The sequence below is a fragment of the Allobosea sp. P4_E12 genome (assembly GCF_056401655.1).
Genome location: NZ_JBFUIY010000021.1, coordinates 14,172 through 29,494 on the forward strand (window position 1 = coordinate 14,172; position 15,323 = coordinate 29,494).

The window sequence follows — 15,323 nt, forward strand, 5'->3', positions numbered from 1 at the left end:
TCAGTTCCGGCGGCCTCCGAAGGTGCCCAGCAGGTGATAGAGGATCATCAGGCCGAGCGTCGCCAGGACGAGCAGGCCAGAGACCGCTGCAACGGATGGCTCGAAGCCGAGCTGGACCGCCGAGTAGATCATAACCGGCAGCGTCGGAGCCCCGGGCTCCGCCAGGAACAGCGCCAGCACCACCTCGTCGAAGGAGGTGATGAAGGCGAGAACCGTGCCGGCGACGATGCCGGGTCGGACCACCGGCAGAACGACCAGGAAGAAGGCGGCGACCGGCGAGGCACCGAGATTGCGCGCGGCCTCCTCGAGGCTGCGGTCGAAGCGGCGCAGCACCGGCAGCGAGACGCGCAGCACATAGGGTGTGCAGACGATCACATGCGCGGCAACGAGCTTCCAGGAACCGGCAAGAAGCCCGGTGCGCGTGAAGAACAGCGTGAGCCCGACGGCGAGCACCAGGGTCGGCAGGATGAGCGGCGAGAGGAAGATGGCTTCGAGCAGCCGCCGGCCGGGAAAGCTGAAGCGGGTCAGCGCATAGGCCGCCGCGACGCCAATGGTGCAGGCGATCAGCGCGCTGACGAGCGCAATGCGCAGGCTGACGGCGAGCGCCGAGAGATAGCGCGTGTCATGCAGCGCGGCGGCGTACCATTTGAACGTCAGTCCCCGGGGCGGGAAGGCGAGGTAGCCGGTATCGCCGAGCGGTGCGGCGACGACGACGAGGATCGGCAGCAGCAGGTAGACGAAGGCGAGTACGGCCAGCAGCAGCAGCACGAAGCCGAGCGGTGAACGGAAGGAGATCGTCATCGCGCCGCCTCGCGTTCGCCACGGCCTTCGAGCAGGGCGCCATAGGCCAGGGACAGCGCGAGCACGGTGACCAGCAGGATGGTCGCCAGCGCCGCGGCAAAGGGCCAGTCGAGCAGCTCGATCGCCTGTTCGTAGATCGCCGTCGCCATCACATTGGCCCGCGCGCCGCCGACCAGGCTCGGGGTCGCAAACGCGCTGATCGCCAGCGAGAAGACCAGGAGCGAGCCGGCGACGATGCCGCCGCTCGCAAGCCGCAGCGTGACGAGGCCGAGCGCGACGCTTGGCCGGGCGCCGAGGCTCATCGCGGCATATTCCAGATCGCGGTCGATCGACTTGAAGACGCCGTGCAGCGTCAGGATCATCAGGGGCAGCAGCACCTGCGCCAGCGCGATGATGACGCCGGACATCGTATACATCGTCTGCACCGGCCGGTCGGCGAGCCCAAGCGCCATCAGGCCGTGGCTGAGGAGCCCGTCGCGGAAGAAGAGCACCATCCAGCCGAAGGAGCGCACCACGGCGCTGACCAGCAGGGGGAAGGTCGTGAGCAGCAGGAGAAAGCCCGCCCAGCGCGACTGTGCGCGGGCGAGCAGATAGGCGGTGGGCACGCCGAGCACCAGCGTGATCGCGGTCACGGCCGCACCGAGCCCGAGGGTGCGCCCCAGGATTTCCCAGTAATAGGAATCCCCGGCAAAGCGCTGATAATGCGCGAGCGTGATGCCGGTTGCGTCGCTCGCGCTGATCGCCAGCAGCGACGCCTGCGGCCAGATGAAGAAGACCGCGTAGACGAAGGCGCAGGGAGCAAACAGGAGGACGGGCGCGAAGAGCGCCCACCGCGGCCCGCTGCTGCGCGTCGCTGCCTTGGTCACCGTGCGATTTCCCGGTTCCAGCGCTCGATCCAGGAGGCGCGCTTGGCGTTGATCTTGTCGCGGTCGAGCTGCGCGAGCTTGTCCACCGAGGGAACCTCGCCGGTCAGATCGGCCGGGAGCTTGGTCTCGGGGTTCGAGGCGGTCCAGCGCATCGTGCGGGCGATTTCGATTTGTGCCTCAGGCTTCAGCATCGCGTCGATCGCGGCATTGGCGATGTCGGCATTCTTGGCGCCCTTGGCGACGCAGGCTGTGATGAAGACCGCCGGGCTGCCTTCCTTCGGCGTCGCAAAGGCGACCGGCAGGCCGGCCTGCTGCAGCTTGAACGTATTGCCGGTGTCGTAGGGCATGATCCAGATATCGCCCTGGCCGAACAGCGTCGGCAGGTCGGAAGCCGCCTTGAAGATCGTCTCACCCTTGATCTGCTTCATCGCCTCGAAGCCGGGCTCGATATTGTCCTCGCTGCCGCCAAAGGCCTTGGCGAGCATGACGAGGAAATCGACACCATAACCGTTGGTGATCGCCGGAAAGGCGATGTGACCCTTGTATTCCGGCTTCAGGAAGTCCTTGTAACTCGTTGGCGGAGTGGGAATCTTGTCCTTGCGGTAGACGATTCCTTCGGCGATCACTGCCCAGGTCACCCAATGGCCGTCCGGATCCTTCAGCCCCGCCGGGATCTGTCCAAGCCGGGAGACGCCCGAGAGCGGCTGGCTCAAGCCCTCGCTCTTGGCGAAGGCTTCCTGGCCGCCCGAGAACTGGAACAGGTCGATCTGCGGGTTGCCGGCCTCGGCCTTCATGCGGGCGAGCGCAGCCGCCGACTGCATCGGCACTTGCGTCGACGAGGCGCCGGTCGCCTTGTCGAAGGGGGTGAAGACGGCCGACTGGATGATGTCCATGGTCGAGCCGCCGAAGCCGGAGCTCACCAGCTTGCGGCCGGCGAAGGCTTGAGCCTGGGCCTGGCCCGAGGCAAACGGCAATGCCGTCGAGGCGGCGAGCGCTGCAAGAAGCTGGCGCCGGTCAAGAGAGCTGGTACCCATCACGATCCCCTGTTTGTTGGACCGGGCATCCGAACCCGGTCTGGAATTACCGAGTTCAAGTGCAAGGCTCAGGCCGCGTCATATCCCTTGGTCCCGACCAGCTCGAAAACCTGGTCGCCATTGTAGATCGGCATATGCGGGCGGCGGATCGAGCCGACCCAGGCCTTCTCAACCGGGCAGCGCACCTCCTCGACGACATCTCCGAAGAGATCGACGATATCGGCGAGATGCTGGTCCTTCACCACGTCGTCGCCAGGCCCGACCTTTGGAATGAACAGGCCGCCCTTGATCGCCTTGTGATGGATCGCGTCGCCGCCGAGGCGGAACTGCGCCGGCAGGACCGGCGCGCCCGGCAGCATGCCGCGCGCCTTGCAGACATTGAAGATCGCCAGGGTGAGGCGATCGAGATCCTCGGCGGTCACGCGGGCGCCGCCGCCGCTCTCGACGATGAGCGAGGGCTTGCCGCTCCTAGTGTAATGCGTGAAATGGCAGCCCGACAGGCCTTCTTCCAGCGAGTTCCAGACATTCGGCGCGCCGCAGGCGCGTCCCAGCCGCTCGGACTCGATGCCCTCGGGCGTGCCGTTATTGTGGAACAGCGTGTAATGGCAGGTGATCGTGAGATCGCCGCCCGAATGCAGGTCCAGCATCGCGTCGGAATGGGCCAGCGACAGATCGAGCAGCCGGTGGGCGAGCTGATAGGTGTGGTGGCCGCGCGGATCGCCGGGGAAGACGCGGTTGAGGTTGTAGCCGTCCTGTGGGGTGAGCCGGTTGTAGCCGCGGAAGCCGAGCGGATTGGCCAGCATCAGGCAGACCACCCGGCCGGAGAGCTCGTTCAGGTCCACCGTCTTCAGGAAGCGCTGGATCGCGAGCGGGCCAACCACTTCCGGGCCATGGATGCAGGCCTGGAGCCAGAGCGTCGGGCCGTCCTTGCGCCCTTCGGCGATCAGGACCGGCGAGTAGATCGCGCCATCCGGATAAGAGCCAAGCTCGACATGGCCGCGGGTGATCTCCCCCTTGGCCGGTTTGGCTGTCCCGATCATCATTGGCTCCGCTCTCTCGTTCGCGGCTGTGCAGTACGTGCTCGCTGTTGTTATGTATCCTGAGTCGTCCCATATATGTCAACACTGTTATCTCTAATGGAACAGCAATGAGCTCGCTCGAAAATGGACTGCGCATTCTCTCCCTCGTCAGAGAGGAGCGACCCGTGTTGCGTGTGGGCGAGGTCTGTCGCGAACTCGACATGCCGAAGGCCTCGGTCTCGCGGCTGCTCAAGACGCTCTCCGAGGCCGGCCTGCTGGAGCGCGAGGAGCGTGACCAGGGCTATGTGGTCGGTGGAAAGGCGCTGGATCTGGCCGCGCTCTATCTCGCGCGGCACAACCTGCTCGATCTCGTGCGGGTCGCTATCGACGATCTGGTTCGCGAATTCGGCTTCACCGGCCATGCCGGCATCGTCGCGGGTCACGAGCGCGTGCTGCTCGTCGCGCAGCAGGGCACCTATGCGCTGCAGCACACCGGCTCGGTCGCCGAGCGCAAGCCAGCCTTCGATTCGATCATCGGACGGGCGATCCTGGCTCGCCTCGATGACGCGCAGGCGATGGCGCAGCTCGATGCCCAGGGCAAGCTCGGCATCCGCGCCAGCATGAGCGACGACGATGTCAGGGCCGAGTTCGCCGCCATCCGCAAGGACCGGATCGCCCGCTCATCGAGCCTGATCACGCCGGGCATCTCCTCGATCGGCGCAGCCATTGCCGATCCCGGCCGCAACGAGATCATGGGCCTGTGCCTGTCGTTTCCGACGATTGCGGCCGATGCGGCGATCCAGGACCGCATCGCTTTGAGCGTCGCAAGGCATGCGCAGGCGATCGGCCTGCGCATGCGCGATCCGGTCTGGTTGCAGGGGGACTGACCGGAGCGGCCGGCGGGGCGTTTCAGCGAGCCCCGCCCTGGGCGCGAGGGGGCATGGTCCGGGCCGGATTGGGCGCGGCTGGTCTGCGCTTCGAGGCACCGCGACCGCGATGGCGGGGCGGATTGGGGGCGTCAGGCCCGCCAGGAAGCGGCCATGCCGCTCCACGCCGCGCGTGAGATGAGCGTCGAAGCGTTTGGCGAGGGAATGGAGCAGGGCCAGGAGTTTGAGGGTACGCTGCAACATTCATGACGGCACGCATTCTGTCGGTGCGCATCTCTTCACGGGATGTACCTGACAGATATTGCGCGTCATTCTGCTTGCGATGTGCTTCTGCAGAGCGCGCCATAAACGCTCCATAAGCCACCCGCCGGGCCGTTCTGCGCCCGGCATGTCAGCAGGGTTTGGGCTTGTCGATGCGAGCCCGGCCGGGCGTTCCCGGGCACGCGGCGCCCTTACGTGAGGCCCATGCCGATCCGCATCGAATCCTTATGCGGAACCAGCCGAGACTGTGACGGTGGTCGCGCCTGACCGTCCTCCCGAGCGGGACAGCCTGTCGGGACGATGGCCCGCAGCGACGTGCCACGATCGATGGTCTGACAGGGTGAGGTTTCCGATGGATCACTGGCTTCGCGGGATGTTCACCCCGTTGGTGACGCCCTTCAGCGGCAATAGCCTGGACGAACCAGCCTTCCTGCGACTGGTGGATTGGCAGATCCAGGAGGGCGCGGACGGCATCGTTCTCGGCTCTGCCAGCGGCGAAGGCTCGACGCTGACGGATGAGGAGCGCATGCGCTTGCTCAGGCTGGCGCGGGCCGCTGCGGGGCCGGTCTATCCCATCATCGCGGCGGCCGGGTCGAACGCGACGGCGCAGAGCATCGCCGATGTCCGCAACGCCACCGCGGCGGGAGCCAATGCGATCCTGCTGCGTCTGCCCTATTACAACAGGCCGACCCAGGCCGGTCTCGTCCAGCACATCCTGTCGGTTGCCGCCGCGACCCCCTTGCCGTTGATCATCGACAATGATCCCGAGCGCTGCGCGGTCGAGCTCGCGCCCGAAACCCTGGCCGAACTGGCGGCGACGCCGACCATCATGGGCGTGCTCGAGCGTCGCGGCGACGTCGCGCGCTGCGACCGGATCATGCGCAGCTGCAGCCGGCATTTCATGCGCCTGACCGGTGCCGGCGACACCATCCCCGCCTATCTTGCCTCCGGCGGCTGCGGTGCGATCACCAGCATCGGCAATCTTGCGCCGCGGCTGCTGGGCCGGATCAGGGAGGCCTGCCGCATCGGCTCCTTCGAGCAGGCGCAGATCCTGCAGCGCCGCCTGGTTCCGCTCCTCGGCCTCACCGCCCGGGAGCCGGACCCCGTCGCCATCAAACTGGCATTGTCGCTCCAGCATCCCGGCATCAGCCCCGCCTGTCGGCTGCCCCTTGTCACGGCGGCCGCGTCGCTCGTCGAGGACCTGACCTATGCGCTCGATGATCTGCCCCGGCCGATCAACGGCCGCGCGGTCCATCGGCTTTCCGCCGCCTAGATCATCGGACCGGAAATCGCTTCCGGACCGATGATCTAACCCTTTGTGTTTGCATCGGCTTTCCCGAAAACCGCAATCCACTTTTCGGGCCGATGCTTTAGGCGCGGAACCCAGCCCTGCCTCTGAAGGAACCACCGTGCCGGTGATGCCCCTTACGCCTGCCTTATGCCGCTGGATGAGAGCTCGCATAGCGAGCTTACGGGGAGAAGGCCGATCATCCGCTTTTCGCATGATGGAGGCGAACATGGTCACCTATGAGGCATCCCTGAGGCGGCGACGCGAAGCAGTCTATCGTGCCTCGCGCCGCCATCGGCCGTTCGGCGGGATCGCGCGCGACCTGTTGCAGTCCCTTGTCCTGCTGCTGCTCTTGGCCTGCATCCTGGCGGTCCGGATCAATTTTACGGCACCGCACTAGGCGCAGGCCGGAAGCGCGGCTGCCGATGCAGGATTGGCGCACCATATGGTGGGCATGCCCACCGGCATCAGGGAGATTGCCATGAGCACCCTCCGGTCTCCGGGTGAGTTCGAGCTTCTGCCGGACCCCGATACGCTGACGGCCTTGCAGCTCTTCAAGGCTCCGATGGTGGTTCGCTATGTCCTGGCGGTCGCGATGACCGTCATCGCAACCGTGGTGGCGGTCGGGCTCGACAACGCGGTGACGATCCCGAACCTGTCGCTCGTCTTTGTCGTCCCGGTGGTGATCGCGGCGGTTTTCTTCGGGCTGGGACCCTCGCTCTGCGCGGCTGTCCTCGGGGCGCTGTCCTATAATTTCTTCCTGACCGAGCCGCGTTTCACGCTGCGCGTCGACGAGCCCGCCAGCATCTGGGCGATCGGGCTGCTCTTTGTCGTCGGTCTGATCACAAGCGCCGTGGCCTCGACCGCCCGCCGCAGGGCAGACGATGCGGTGCTGGCGCGGCGGCAGGCCGGGATCGTGCGGTCCTACAGCCGGGACATCGTCGCGGCCGGCGAACCCAGGGCGGTCTTCTCCCGCACCGCCAATGCGCTCGAAACCCTGTTTCAGGTCCCGGTCATCGTGATGCTGATGTCCGAGCCCCTGGGCGATTTCGTCGAGAGACGCGGCGCCATCGAGCCTCGCGAGGTCGACATCGACGCGGCGCGCTCGTCGCTGACCACCGGCGCGGTTTCGGTGGCCGACGTCTACCCCTTCAATGGCTCGCGCTTCGATTTCTGGCCGGTGATGACGTCAGTGGGAAACCGCGCCGTCATCGGGCTGGCGTTCGATCCCGAAGAGCGCCCGCCGCAGCCCGGCACCCTTGTCGAAATCATCGCAAGCCTTCTCGCCCTGGCCCTCGATCGTCAGCATCTCCGGACCGGGTCGGACAGCGTCGCGGACGGGCAGGGGGCATCCTAGGCCTTCCCCTGCCGTTGTGGACGCCTACGAGGAACTCCGTCCGATCAGCAGCGCTGCCCGGTAGCTCGGTTCGCCATACCGGGCCATGCGCTCCAGGACTGAGATATGGATGGGAAGGTCGAGCACGTCGGCCTCCGTTTCCAGTGCGTCCGTCTCGATCCAGGGATCATTCAGCAGGAACAGGTCGTCATGGACGGCGTGGACGACAACCCAGTGGGGCGCTGTCCGGCCGTGCGTTTCCATCTGGTCGATCAGAACGACGGCAATGGCACCCTCGGCGATGGCGTCGCGCAGCTCCCAGCTCTCGAAGGCGCGATGTTCGACATCGATGCCGGAGGCGAGCACCCGGCTCTTGAAGTCGGCCTGGACGAAGGTCATCAGCTCGCGCTTGGCCTCCGTGTTGCCGCGGTCAAGCAGGACCGGCTCCGAAGCGCTCGTGAACAGCCGGAGCGCATAGCCGCGCGCGGCAACGGCCAGTGCGAGCCCATACGGGTCGCAGCCGCCCGGACCCGTCAGCCCGATGACCGTCGTGGCTTCGCGCCACAGGGCGATTTCGAGCTGGCGATCGGGAACGACCGCGGGCTCGAGGCCAGCAAAGGCCATGGCAAGTGAAGCGGGGCCGCAGGTGAAGCCGGTCGATTGCGGGTAGAGCGGTGCGACCGGCTTCGGCGGCCGCTGCGCGTTGCGCAGCTTGCGCTCGGTGTAGACGGAGCCCTGTTCGGCAGCCGCAATACCGGTCAGCCTCCGCAGGGCCGGCGGCAGCTCGTCATCTCCGGTCGCACTGGCAATCCGCCAGGTCAGGATATCGGCCTCGAGCGAGATCAGTTCAAGCGCGGCGACCAGCGCGCGGCCAATCTCCTCGCCGGCGCCATTCGCGTCCGCTGGATCGACCCAGAACCTGACGATGCGCAGCATCGCGGTCGTCCGGCGGCGAAGCCCGGCGAGAACTCCGACAATCACGGACCCTTGTCTTGCGACGAGAATGAGCTGCCCGGGTGCGGACAGAAGAGGGCCCAGGCGGCTGGTGACCTCCGCCGGCAAGCCGTGCGGCGCGTCCTGGCCGCCGGGAATGCGCGTGACCTCGATTGCTGGCATGGTCAGTTGGTCCCGATGCGAGAGCCGGAGGCGGCCGCAGCACTGCGATAGAGCGACAGCAGCTGGGCGGTGCGCGGCGCATGCCGCGGGGGTTGCGCCGCGGCCGGAGTCGATGCGAGCTCGCGCCAGCGGTGGCAGGCAACCGAGCGCCCGTCATCGCCCGGTGTGAGCGCAGGCACTTCGCGCTGACAAAGCGCGACGGCGAATGGGCAGCGCGGATGGAAGCGGCAGCCGGACGGCGGATTGAGCGGGCTCGGCATGTCTCCGGACAGCACGGCGCGGCTTCGGCGTGCGCCAGGTCGCGCAACCGGCGCGGCGGCCAGAAGCGCCTGCGTATAGGGATGCGCCGGGTGGGCGAAGATCGCGTCCTTCGGGCCGATCTCGACGATATTGCCGAGATACATCACGGCGACGCGGTGGCTCAGGTGCCGGACGACGGACAGCCCGTGCGAAATGAAGAGATAGCTCAGTCCGAGCCGTTCCTGCAGGCTCCGCAACAGATTGACGATCTGGGCCTGGACCGAGACGTCGAGCGCAGAGACCGGCTCGTCGCAGACGATCAGCCGCGGCTCGACGGCCAGCGCACGCGCGATCCCGATGCGCTGGCGCTGTCCGCCGGAGAACTCGTGCGGGTAGCGATCTGCATGTCTGTCGGCGAGGCCGACCAGGCCGAGCAGCTCGGAGACCCGGGCGGCAACGCTGTGCCTGTCGGCGAGGCCGAAGAGCAGGGCGGGCTCGGCAATCAGCTCGCCGACCGTCATGCGGGGATTGAGCGAGCCGTAAGGGTCCTGGAAGATCAGCTGAACATTGCGGTGCAGGGCGCGCCGCTCGCTTGACGACAGGGTCGCGATATCTCGCCCCTCGAACAGGATGCGTCCGCTGCTGGGGGCCGTCAGCCCGACCAGCATTCGCCCCGCCGTGGACTTTCCGCAGCCGCTTTCGCCGACGAGCGACAGGGTTTCGCCCGGCGCGATCGAGAAGCTGATGTCGTTGACGGCGCTCAGCCTGCGCCTTTGCCACGGCCATGTGCCTGCGACGCTGAACTGCTTGCTCAGCCCGTCGACGGTGAGAAGCGTGGTGGCGGCATCCGCAGCCGGCATCATGCCTGCCCTTCCTGCATGAGGGTTTCCAGAAGCGGTGTGCGCCAGCAGGCGGAGGAATGCCCCGGCCTGACTGTGCGGAGTGGTGGGACCTGCGTGCTGCACCGCGCAATGGCGAACGGGCAGCGGGGCTGGAACCCGCAGCCGGGAGGCAGGGCCAATGGATCGGGCGGGCCGCCCTCGATCGGCGTGAGGGGCTCCTCGTCGCCCTCGATCGCCGGCATCGAGCTGAGGAGGCCGACGGTATAGGGATGCTCGGGGCTGTCGAACAAAGCCCCGACCGGAGCGGTCTCGACGATGCGCCCCGCATACATCACCGCGACACGGTCGGCCATCTCCGCGACGACGCCGAGGTCATGGGTGATGAGGATGATGGCGGCTCCGGTCGTGGCCTTCAGCTCCCGCATCAGGTCGAGAATCTGGGCCTGCACGGTCACGTCGAGAGCCGTTGTCGGCTCGTCGGCGATGAGCAGCCTGGGACGGCAGGCCAGCGCCATTGCGATCATCGCCCGCTGGCGCATGCCGCCGCTGAGCTCGTGCGGATAGGCCTTGACCCGCGTCTCCGGCGACGGAATGCCGGTCAGCTGCAGTACTTCGATCGCCCTTGCATGCGCCTGGGCATGGCTCGTCGGCTCATGCAACTGGATCGCTTCGATGATCTGGTCGCCGATCGTCTGGACGGGATTGAGCGACGTGTTGGGCTCCTGGAAGATCATGCCGATCTGGCCGCCGCGAATGTCGCGCATGGCATGGGCGGGCTTGGCGACGAGGTCCTCGCCGCGAAACAGGATCTGCCCCGCCGTGATCTCGCCCGGCGCAGGCACGAGCCTCAGCAGCGAGAGCGACATGATGCTCTTGCCCGAGCCGGATTCTCCGACGATGGCGAGCGTCTCGCCGGCGCCGACGGCGAAGTCGACCGCGTCGACCGCCATCACCTTGCCGGCAGCGGTGTTGAAGCAGACGCGCAGTCCGCGGACCTCGATCACGGGTGTCTCAGTCGTCATCGGCGCAATTTCGGATCCGTGAGGTCGCGGAAGGCGTCCCCGAGAACGTTACAGGACAGCACGATCACGAAGATCAGCAGGCTGGCGGCGGTCGACACATGCGGCGCCAGGAAGATGAAGCTCCGCCCCTCGGCCGCGATGCTGCCGAGTTCCGCGGTCGGCGGCTGCAGGCCGAGGCCGAGAAAGCCGAGAGCCGCTGCGAGCAGGATCGTCTCGCCGAATTGCAGCGTGCAGTAGACGACGATCGAGGCCGCGCAATTGCGCAGGAGGTAGCGATGGATCAGCGTCGCGTCGGATAGCCCGATCACGCGGCCGGCCTCCATATATTCCGCCTGCATGACTGTCGCGGCCGTCGCGCGGGTGACGCGGGCAATCCGGGGCGAGGCCGATAGCCCCAGCGCGATCACGAGGCTGTCCATCCCGATGCCGAGCATCGCTGCGAGCGCGAGGCCGAACAGGATCGAGGGAAACGAGAGCAGGACATCGACGATGCGCATCAACGGCCCTTCGAGCCGGCGATAGAACGCCGCCAGGAGCCCGATGCTGCCACCGATCAAGGTGCCGATGGCGACCCCGGCAAAGCCGAGGATCAGGGTCGTCCTCGTGCCGTAGAGCAGGCGGGTCAACAGGTCGCGGCCTTGAGAATCCGTTCCGAGGAGGTGAGCGCCGCCGGGAGGACGCAGCCGGAGCCGGAGATTGGTATGATAGGGGTCGAACGGCGTCAGAAGTGGCGCAAACACGGCTGCCGCGACGATGACGAGAAGGAGGATCAGCGCAGCGAGCGCGACCTTGTCGCTCCTGAGGCGCTGGAACATGCCCGGCCGAGACGGGCGAGCAGCTGTTACGGTCGATGCGGGACCCTGGGCGCTCATCGCAGGGCACTCCGGATGCGCGGATCGAGCAGGCCGTAGAGCGTATCGACGATCAGGTTTACGACGATGAAGCCGCAGGCGATCACGAGAATGGCGCCCTGCGCCATCGGGAAATCGCTCGACACGATGGCGCCCACCGCGAGCCGGCCGACGCCCGGCCAGGAGAAGATCGTCTCGGCGATGACTGCGCCGCCGAGCAGCGATCCGATCTGGAGGCCGATGAGCGTCACGACCGGGATCAGCGCCGTCCGCAGCGCATGGCGCGTGACGACCTGGAACTCGGATGCGCCCTTGGCCCGCGCGGTACGGATGAAATCGGCACCCAGCACCTCGACCACCGCCGTCCGCGTCATCCGTGCGACCGGGCCGATGAAGATGACGCCGAGCATCAGCGCCGGCAGTGCGACGTGATGCAGGCCCTGCAATGTCCAGAGCGGTCCGCCACGGCCCTGGAGCGGAAACAGCTGCCAGCGATAGGCCGCAAATTGCAGCAGCAGCAGCCCGACCCAGAAGGCCGGCACCGACACGCCGGCCACCGACAGCGCCATGACCGCGCGATCGAACGCTTTTCCGCGCCGCGTGGCGGCAAGCGTGCCGAACAGGATGCCGAGCGGCACCGCCCAGCTCAGGCTCGCCACCATGAGCTCCACGGTGGGGCCCAGTGCAGAGGCCAGTTCGTCGAGCACCGGGGCGTTGTTGATGATCGAGCGGCCAAGATCGCCCTGGGCGACCCGCAGGATGTAGAGCCAGAACTGCACCAGGATCGGGGCGTCGAGACCCAGCTGGCGCCGGATGGCATCGATTTCGGCCGCCGTCCCCGTGGGGCCAGCGATGATGGTTGCCGGGTCGGTGGGAATGACCTGCAAGAGCAGGAACCCGGCGAAGAGCACCCCCAGCAGGATCGGTAGCGAGCTCAGGAGGCGCCAAAACAGCTGTCGCGTCACGTCAATTCGTCCCTGGGCGCACGGCTTCCGGGCATCCAGGTGCCCCTTGCCGTCGCCTGTTCCACATCCGGCGCGCCGAGCGGCGCAGGCGGCTTGCTCGCCGTTACTTCGCCGGCATGAGGTCCAACCCGTTGTAGAGCGCCGCTCCGCTGATGCCGTGCGGCTTGAACGGCTTGAGGGTGGTCCGCGAGACGACGGTCAGTTTCTCGTTCACCAGCGGTTTCCAGAGCACGGCCTCATGGACGATCGCCTCGGCCTGGGCGAAGGCGCTGTAGCGCGCTTCCGGCGAGGTCGCGCGGTTGCCCTCCTCGATCAGGCGATCGGTATCCGGGTCGTTCCAGTTCATCCGGTTGGGCGTCGGCATGTTGCTGGAGAGGAAGTAGAGGTTCATCGCCTCGCCGGCGCTCAGATAGGGGTAGTTCATCTGGTAGAGATCGAAATCCTGGGTCCGCAATTTGCCCCAGACGATTGTCGCGTCGTAGAGCTCGACCTTGAGATCGATGCCGATCTTGCGCAGATCCCCTTGGATGGCCTCGGCCATCTGGCGATTGGCGTCGCCCGTGAAACCGTAGAAATTCAGCGAGAGCGGCTTGCCGTCCTTCATGCGGACGCCCTTGGGACCCGCGACCCAGCCGGCCTCGTCGAGTAGTGCCTTGGCCCGGACCGGATCGTAGCGGAAGGCGCCGAGCTTCATCCCGGGATTGAAGTCGAGGGTCGCCTTGGAGAAATAGGCGTTCGCCGCCTCGGCTTCGCCGAAGAAGATGGCATCGGCGATCGCGCCTTCGTCGATGGCGAGGCTGATGGCTTCGCGGATGCGCTTGTCCGCCAGATGCGGGCGCGTGATCTTCATGCCGACATAATGGGTGCGGAAGGCCAGGGGATTGAGGAGCCGGATCTTCGGGTTCGCCTGCACCTCGGCAACGGCCCAGGCCGGTACCGAATAGGAGAGGTCGCCTTCGCCGGTCTGCAGGGCGGCGACGAGCGTCGCAGCCTCCGGCACGATCTTCCAGACAAAGCGGGCGACACCTGCCGGCCCCGCATTCTCCATGAAGGCCGGCCCCCAGCGATAGGCGTCGTGCCGGGTCAGCACGGTCTCCGTCCGCGGCTTCCAGGAACGGAAGCAGAAAGGGCCGGTCCCATTGAATGCGGAAATGCCGAAATTGTCCTTCAGCGCCGCTGCTTGCTCCGGGTCGATGATGACGAAGTTGAACTGCGTCATCTGATAGAGCAGTTCGGAGTAGGGTTCCTTGAGACGATACTCCACGGTGTAGTCGTCGAGCGCCTTGATGCTCTCGACCTTGCCCGCCTTCCATTTGCTGACGCCGGCGAAGTCCGGATTGAGCCAGCGCTCGACCGTGCCCACGACAGCCGCAGCGGTAAAGCGCTTGCCGTCGCAGAAGCTCACGTCGCGGCGGAGATGGAACGTATAGGTCCGGCCGTCCGGGCTGACCTCCCAGCGTTCCGCCAGGCCGGGGCGAACGGTCTTCAGGTCGCGGTCGAGCGTGACCAGCGTTTCGCCGACCATGTACAGCACTTCTGCTGCGGCGAGCGTCGTGGTGCGTTGGGGGTCGTAGCGATCGGCGTCGCTCGTTCGCAGGGCCGTCAACGTGCTCTCTTGCGCCAAAGCAGCAGCCGGCGCGGCGAGAAGAAGCGCGAAAGCAAGGCTCGCCGCGCGTGACCCGAAAGAATCCAACAAAACCCGCTCCCGTGCGATTGAGCCGCTCTCCCTGCCAGATCCCGCAAACCCGGTTCTGGTGGTCGCGAACGGCATAGTAAGGTGGCTGCCAGCGCCGGCCATAACGATAAGATCGCGTCACTTCATTCCTTCGGGGAATGAAGTTTCAGCCCTTCGGTGCGAGCCGGTTTTCGTCGCGCTGGCGCTGCCGGAACACGCTCACCTCATCGAGGACCCAGCGTCGGAACGCCTGGACTGCCGGCAGATCTCGTTTCCGCTCGGGGCAGACGAGGTAGTAGGATTCCGCGCTCTTCATCGCGCGGGCGAATGGTGCGACCAGCCTTCCGTCGGCCAGTTCGGCTTCGATCATGAAGCGCGGCACGATCGCCATTCCCATGCCGCTGATCGCAGCCTGGATGATCATTTCGAACTGCTCGAAGCGAACGCCGTGGAACGGGTTGACCTCGCTCGCGCCGGCCAGCTGCAGCCAGTCCTTCCAGGCTCGCGGCCGTGCGCGGTGATGGAGCAGGGCGAGCCGATCGAGATCCGCGACCGTGCTGACGGGCCCGTGGGGAGCCAGCAGCGACGGAGCGCAGACAGGAATGATCTCTTCCTCCATCAGCAGGTCGGATGGACCGCCGGGCCAGGGCTTCTCGCCGAAATAGACAGCGATATCGATGTTCTCCTCGACGAGGTCGAAGGGCCAGGCCCGAACGGTCAGGCTGAGGGCGAAACGCGGATGCAGAGCCCGGAAACCGCCGATCCTCGGGGCAAGCCAGCGCGCACCGAAGGTGGGAAGGGTGGCGATGTTGAGTATTCCGCCGCCGCCCTGGAAGGCGAGCGCTTCCATGGTTGCCGATTCCATGATCTCGAGGGCCTCGCGCACCCTGGCGAGATAGAGCTGTCCCGCTTCGGTCAGGACAATGCGCTGTCTCACGCGCTCGAACAGGCGCAGGCCCAGGAAGGCCTCCAGCGACTGAACCTGTTTGCTGACCGCGCTCTGCGAGAGATTCAGTTCCTCGGCCGCGCGGGTGAAGCTCGAATGGCGCGCCGACGCCTCAAAGATCGTCAACGAAGGCAGAGACGGCAGGACGCGGCGCACGATGGGTTCCGGGCGGAT

Annotated in this window: 15 protein-coding genes; 4 read left to right on the plus strand and 11 right to left on the minus strand. The window is 66.6% G+C overall.

What is annotated here, in order from left to right:
- From AC1DW9_RS24050 to AC1DW9_RS24065, 4 genes are all read right to left on the minus strand, one after another.
- Positions 1–801, minus strand: a complete 801-nt coding sequence (locus AC1DW9_RS24050; protein WP_441508141.1) for an ABC transporter permease — start codon at positions 799–801, stop codon at positions 1–3.
- Entirely contained in the window at positions 798–1,667 is an 870-nt protein-coding gene (locus tag AC1DW9_RS24055) for an ABC transporter permease (protein WP_441492362.1), read from the minus strand. The genes AC1DW9_RS24050 and AC1DW9_RS24055 overlap by 4 nt, the downstream gene beginning before the upstream one ends.
- Positions 1,664–2,701: an extracellular solute-binding protein gene (locus tag AC1DW9_RS24060; RefSeq protein ID WP_441508140.1), complete on the minus strand. Its 1,038-nt coding sequence runs from the start codon at positions 2,699–2,701 to the stop codon at positions 1,664–1,666. Before AC1DW9_RS24060 ends, AC1DW9_RS24055 begins: the two co-directional genes overlap by 4 nt.
- A 68-nt stretch (positions 2,702–2,769) precedes the next feature.
- Positions 2,770–3,741: a succinylglutamate desuccinylase/aspartoacylase family protein gene (locus AC1DW9_RS24065; protein WP_441508139.1), complete on the minus strand. Its 972-nt coding sequence runs from the start codon at positions 3,739–3,741 to the stop codon at positions 2,770–2,772.
- A 107-nt stretch (positions 3,742–3,848) separates the two neighbouring features.
- On the opposite strand from AC1DW9_RS24065, the gene AC1DW9_RS24070 reads away from it, so the two are divergent.
- The 4 genes from AC1DW9_RS24070 (at position 3,849) to AC1DW9_RS24085 (ending at position 7,513) form a co-directional block, all read left to right on the plus strand.
- A complete protein-coding gene (locus tag AC1DW9_RS24070; protein ID WP_441508138.1) occupies positions 3,849–4,607 on the plus strand; it encodes an IclR family transcriptional regulator in 759 nt (252 codons plus the stop codon).
- 613 nt (positions 4,608–5,220) lie between these two features.
- A complete protein-coding gene (locus AC1DW9_RS24075; protein WP_441492367.1) occupies positions 5,221–6,141 on the plus strand; it encodes a dihydrodipicolinate synthase family protein in 921 nt (306 codons plus the stop codon).
- Between the two features lie 244 nt (positions 6,142–6,385).
- On the plus strand, positions 6,386–6,556 hold the full coding sequence (locus AC1DW9_RS24080; protein ID WP_441508137.1) for a hypothetical protein: 171 nt from the start codon (positions 6,386–6,388) through the stop codon (positions 6,554–6,556).
- Between the two features lie 81 nt (positions 6,557–6,637).
- Positions 6,638–7,513: a DUF4118 domain-containing protein gene (locus tag AC1DW9_RS24085; protein ID WP_476776862.1), complete on the plus strand. Its 876-nt coding sequence runs from the start codon at positions 6,638–6,640 to the stop codon at positions 7,511–7,513.
- A 24-nt stretch (positions 7,514–7,537) separates the two neighbouring features.
- On the opposite strand, the gene AC1DW9_RS24090 is transcribed toward AC1DW9_RS24085, so the two are convergent.
- From AC1DW9_RS24090 to gcvA, 7 genes are all read right to left on the minus strand, one after another.
- Positions 7,538–8,608: a peptidase C39 family protein gene (locus tag AC1DW9_RS24090; RefSeq protein WP_441508135.1), complete on the minus strand. Its 1,071-nt coding sequence runs from the start codon at positions 8,606–8,608 to the stop codon at positions 7,538–7,540.
- A 2-nt stretch (positions 8,609–8,610) separates the two neighbouring features.
- Complete coding sequence (locus tag AC1DW9_RS24095) at positions 8,611–9,711, minus strand: ABC transporter ATP-binding protein (protein WP_441508134.1); 1,101 nt, start codon at positions 9,709–9,711, stop codon at positions 8,611–8,613.
- Positions 9,708–10,712 (minus strand): ABC transporter ATP-binding protein, encoded by a 1,005-nt coding sequence (locus AC1DW9_RS24100; protein WP_476768951.1) that lies wholly within the window; start codon positions 10,710–10,712, stop codon positions 9,708–9,710. The genes AC1DW9_RS24095 and AC1DW9_RS24100 overlap by 4 nt, the downstream gene beginning before the upstream one ends.
- Entirely contained in the window at positions 10,709–11,584 is an 876-nt protein-coding gene (locus AC1DW9_RS24105) for an ABC transporter permease (protein WP_441508132.1), read from the minus strand. Before AC1DW9_RS24105 ends, AC1DW9_RS24100 begins: the two co-directional genes overlap by 4 nt.
- Positions 11,581–12,528: an ABC transporter permease gene (locus tag AC1DW9_RS24110; protein ID WP_441508131.1), complete on the minus strand. Its 948-nt coding sequence runs from the start codon at positions 12,526–12,528 to the stop codon at positions 11,581–11,583. The genes AC1DW9_RS24105 and AC1DW9_RS24110 overlap by 4 nt, the downstream gene beginning before the upstream one ends.
- A 103-nt stretch (positions 12,529–12,631) precedes the next feature.
- Complete coding sequence (locus AC1DW9_RS24115) at positions 12,632–14,134, minus strand: ABC transporter substrate-binding protein (protein ID WP_476776861.1); 1,503 nt, start codon at positions 14,132–14,134, stop codon at positions 12,632–12,634.
- A gap of 235 nt (positions 14,135–14,369) precedes the next feature.
- Positions 14,370–15,305 (minus strand): transcriptional regulator GcvA, encoded by a 936-nt coding sequence (gene gcvA, locus AC1DW9_RS24120; RefSeq protein WP_476770911.1) that lies wholly within the window; start codon positions 15,303–15,305, stop codon positions 14,370–14,372.
- Positions 15,306–15,323: the final 18 nt, after the last annotated feature.

What these genes read in the sequence shown, in the direction of transcription:
- AC1DW9_RS24090 (WP_441508135.1), bottom strand. Translation starts at nt 8,608, where the DNA reads ATGCCAGCAATCGAGGTCACGCGCATTCCCGGCGGCCAGGACGCGCCG.
- AC1DW9_RS24065 (WP_441508139.1), bottom strand. Translation starts at nt 3,741, where the DNA reads ATGATCGGGACAGCCAAACCGGCCAAGGGGGAGATCACCCGCGGCCAT.
- AC1DW9_RS24105 (WP_441508132.1), bottom strand. Translation starts at nt 11,584, where the DNA reads ATGAGCGCCCAGGGTCCCGCATCGACCGTAACAGCTGCTCGCCCGTCT.
- AC1DW9_RS24100 (WP_476768951.1), bottom strand. Translation starts at nt 10,712, where the DNA reads ATGACGACTGAGACACCCGTGATCGAGGTCCGCGGACTGCGCGTCTGC.
- AC1DW9_RS24085 (WP_476776862.1), top strand. Translation starts at nt 6,638, where the DNA reads ATGAGCACCCTCCGGTCTCCGGGTGAGTTCGAGCTTCTGCCGGACCCC.
- AC1DW9_RS24050 (WP_441508141.1), bottom strand. Translation starts at nt 801, where the DNA reads ATGACGATCTCCTTCCGTTCACCGCTCGGCTTCGTGCTGCTGCTGCTG.
- AC1DW9_RS24095 (WP_441508134.1), bottom strand. Translation starts at nt 9,711, where the DNA reads ATGATGCCGGCTGCGGATGCCGCCACCACGCTTCTCACCGTCGACGGG.
- AC1DW9_RS24070 (WP_441508138.1), top strand. Translation starts at nt 3,849, where the DNA reads ATGAGCTCGCTCGAAAATGGACTGCGCATTCTCTCCCTCGTCAGAGAG.
- AC1DW9_RS24075 (WP_441492367.1), top strand. Translation starts at nt 5,221, where the DNA reads ATGGATCACTGGCTTCGCGGGATGTTCACCCCGTTGGTGACGCCCTTC.
- AC1DW9_RS24080 (WP_441508137.1), top strand. Translation starts at nt 6,386, where the DNA reads ATGGTCACCTATGAGGCATCCCTGAGGCGGCGACGCGAAGCAGTCTAT.
- AC1DW9_RS24060 (WP_441508140.1), bottom strand. Translation starts at nt 2,701, where the DNA reads ATGGGTACCAGCTCTCTTGACCGGCGCCAGCTTCTTGCAGCGCTCGCC.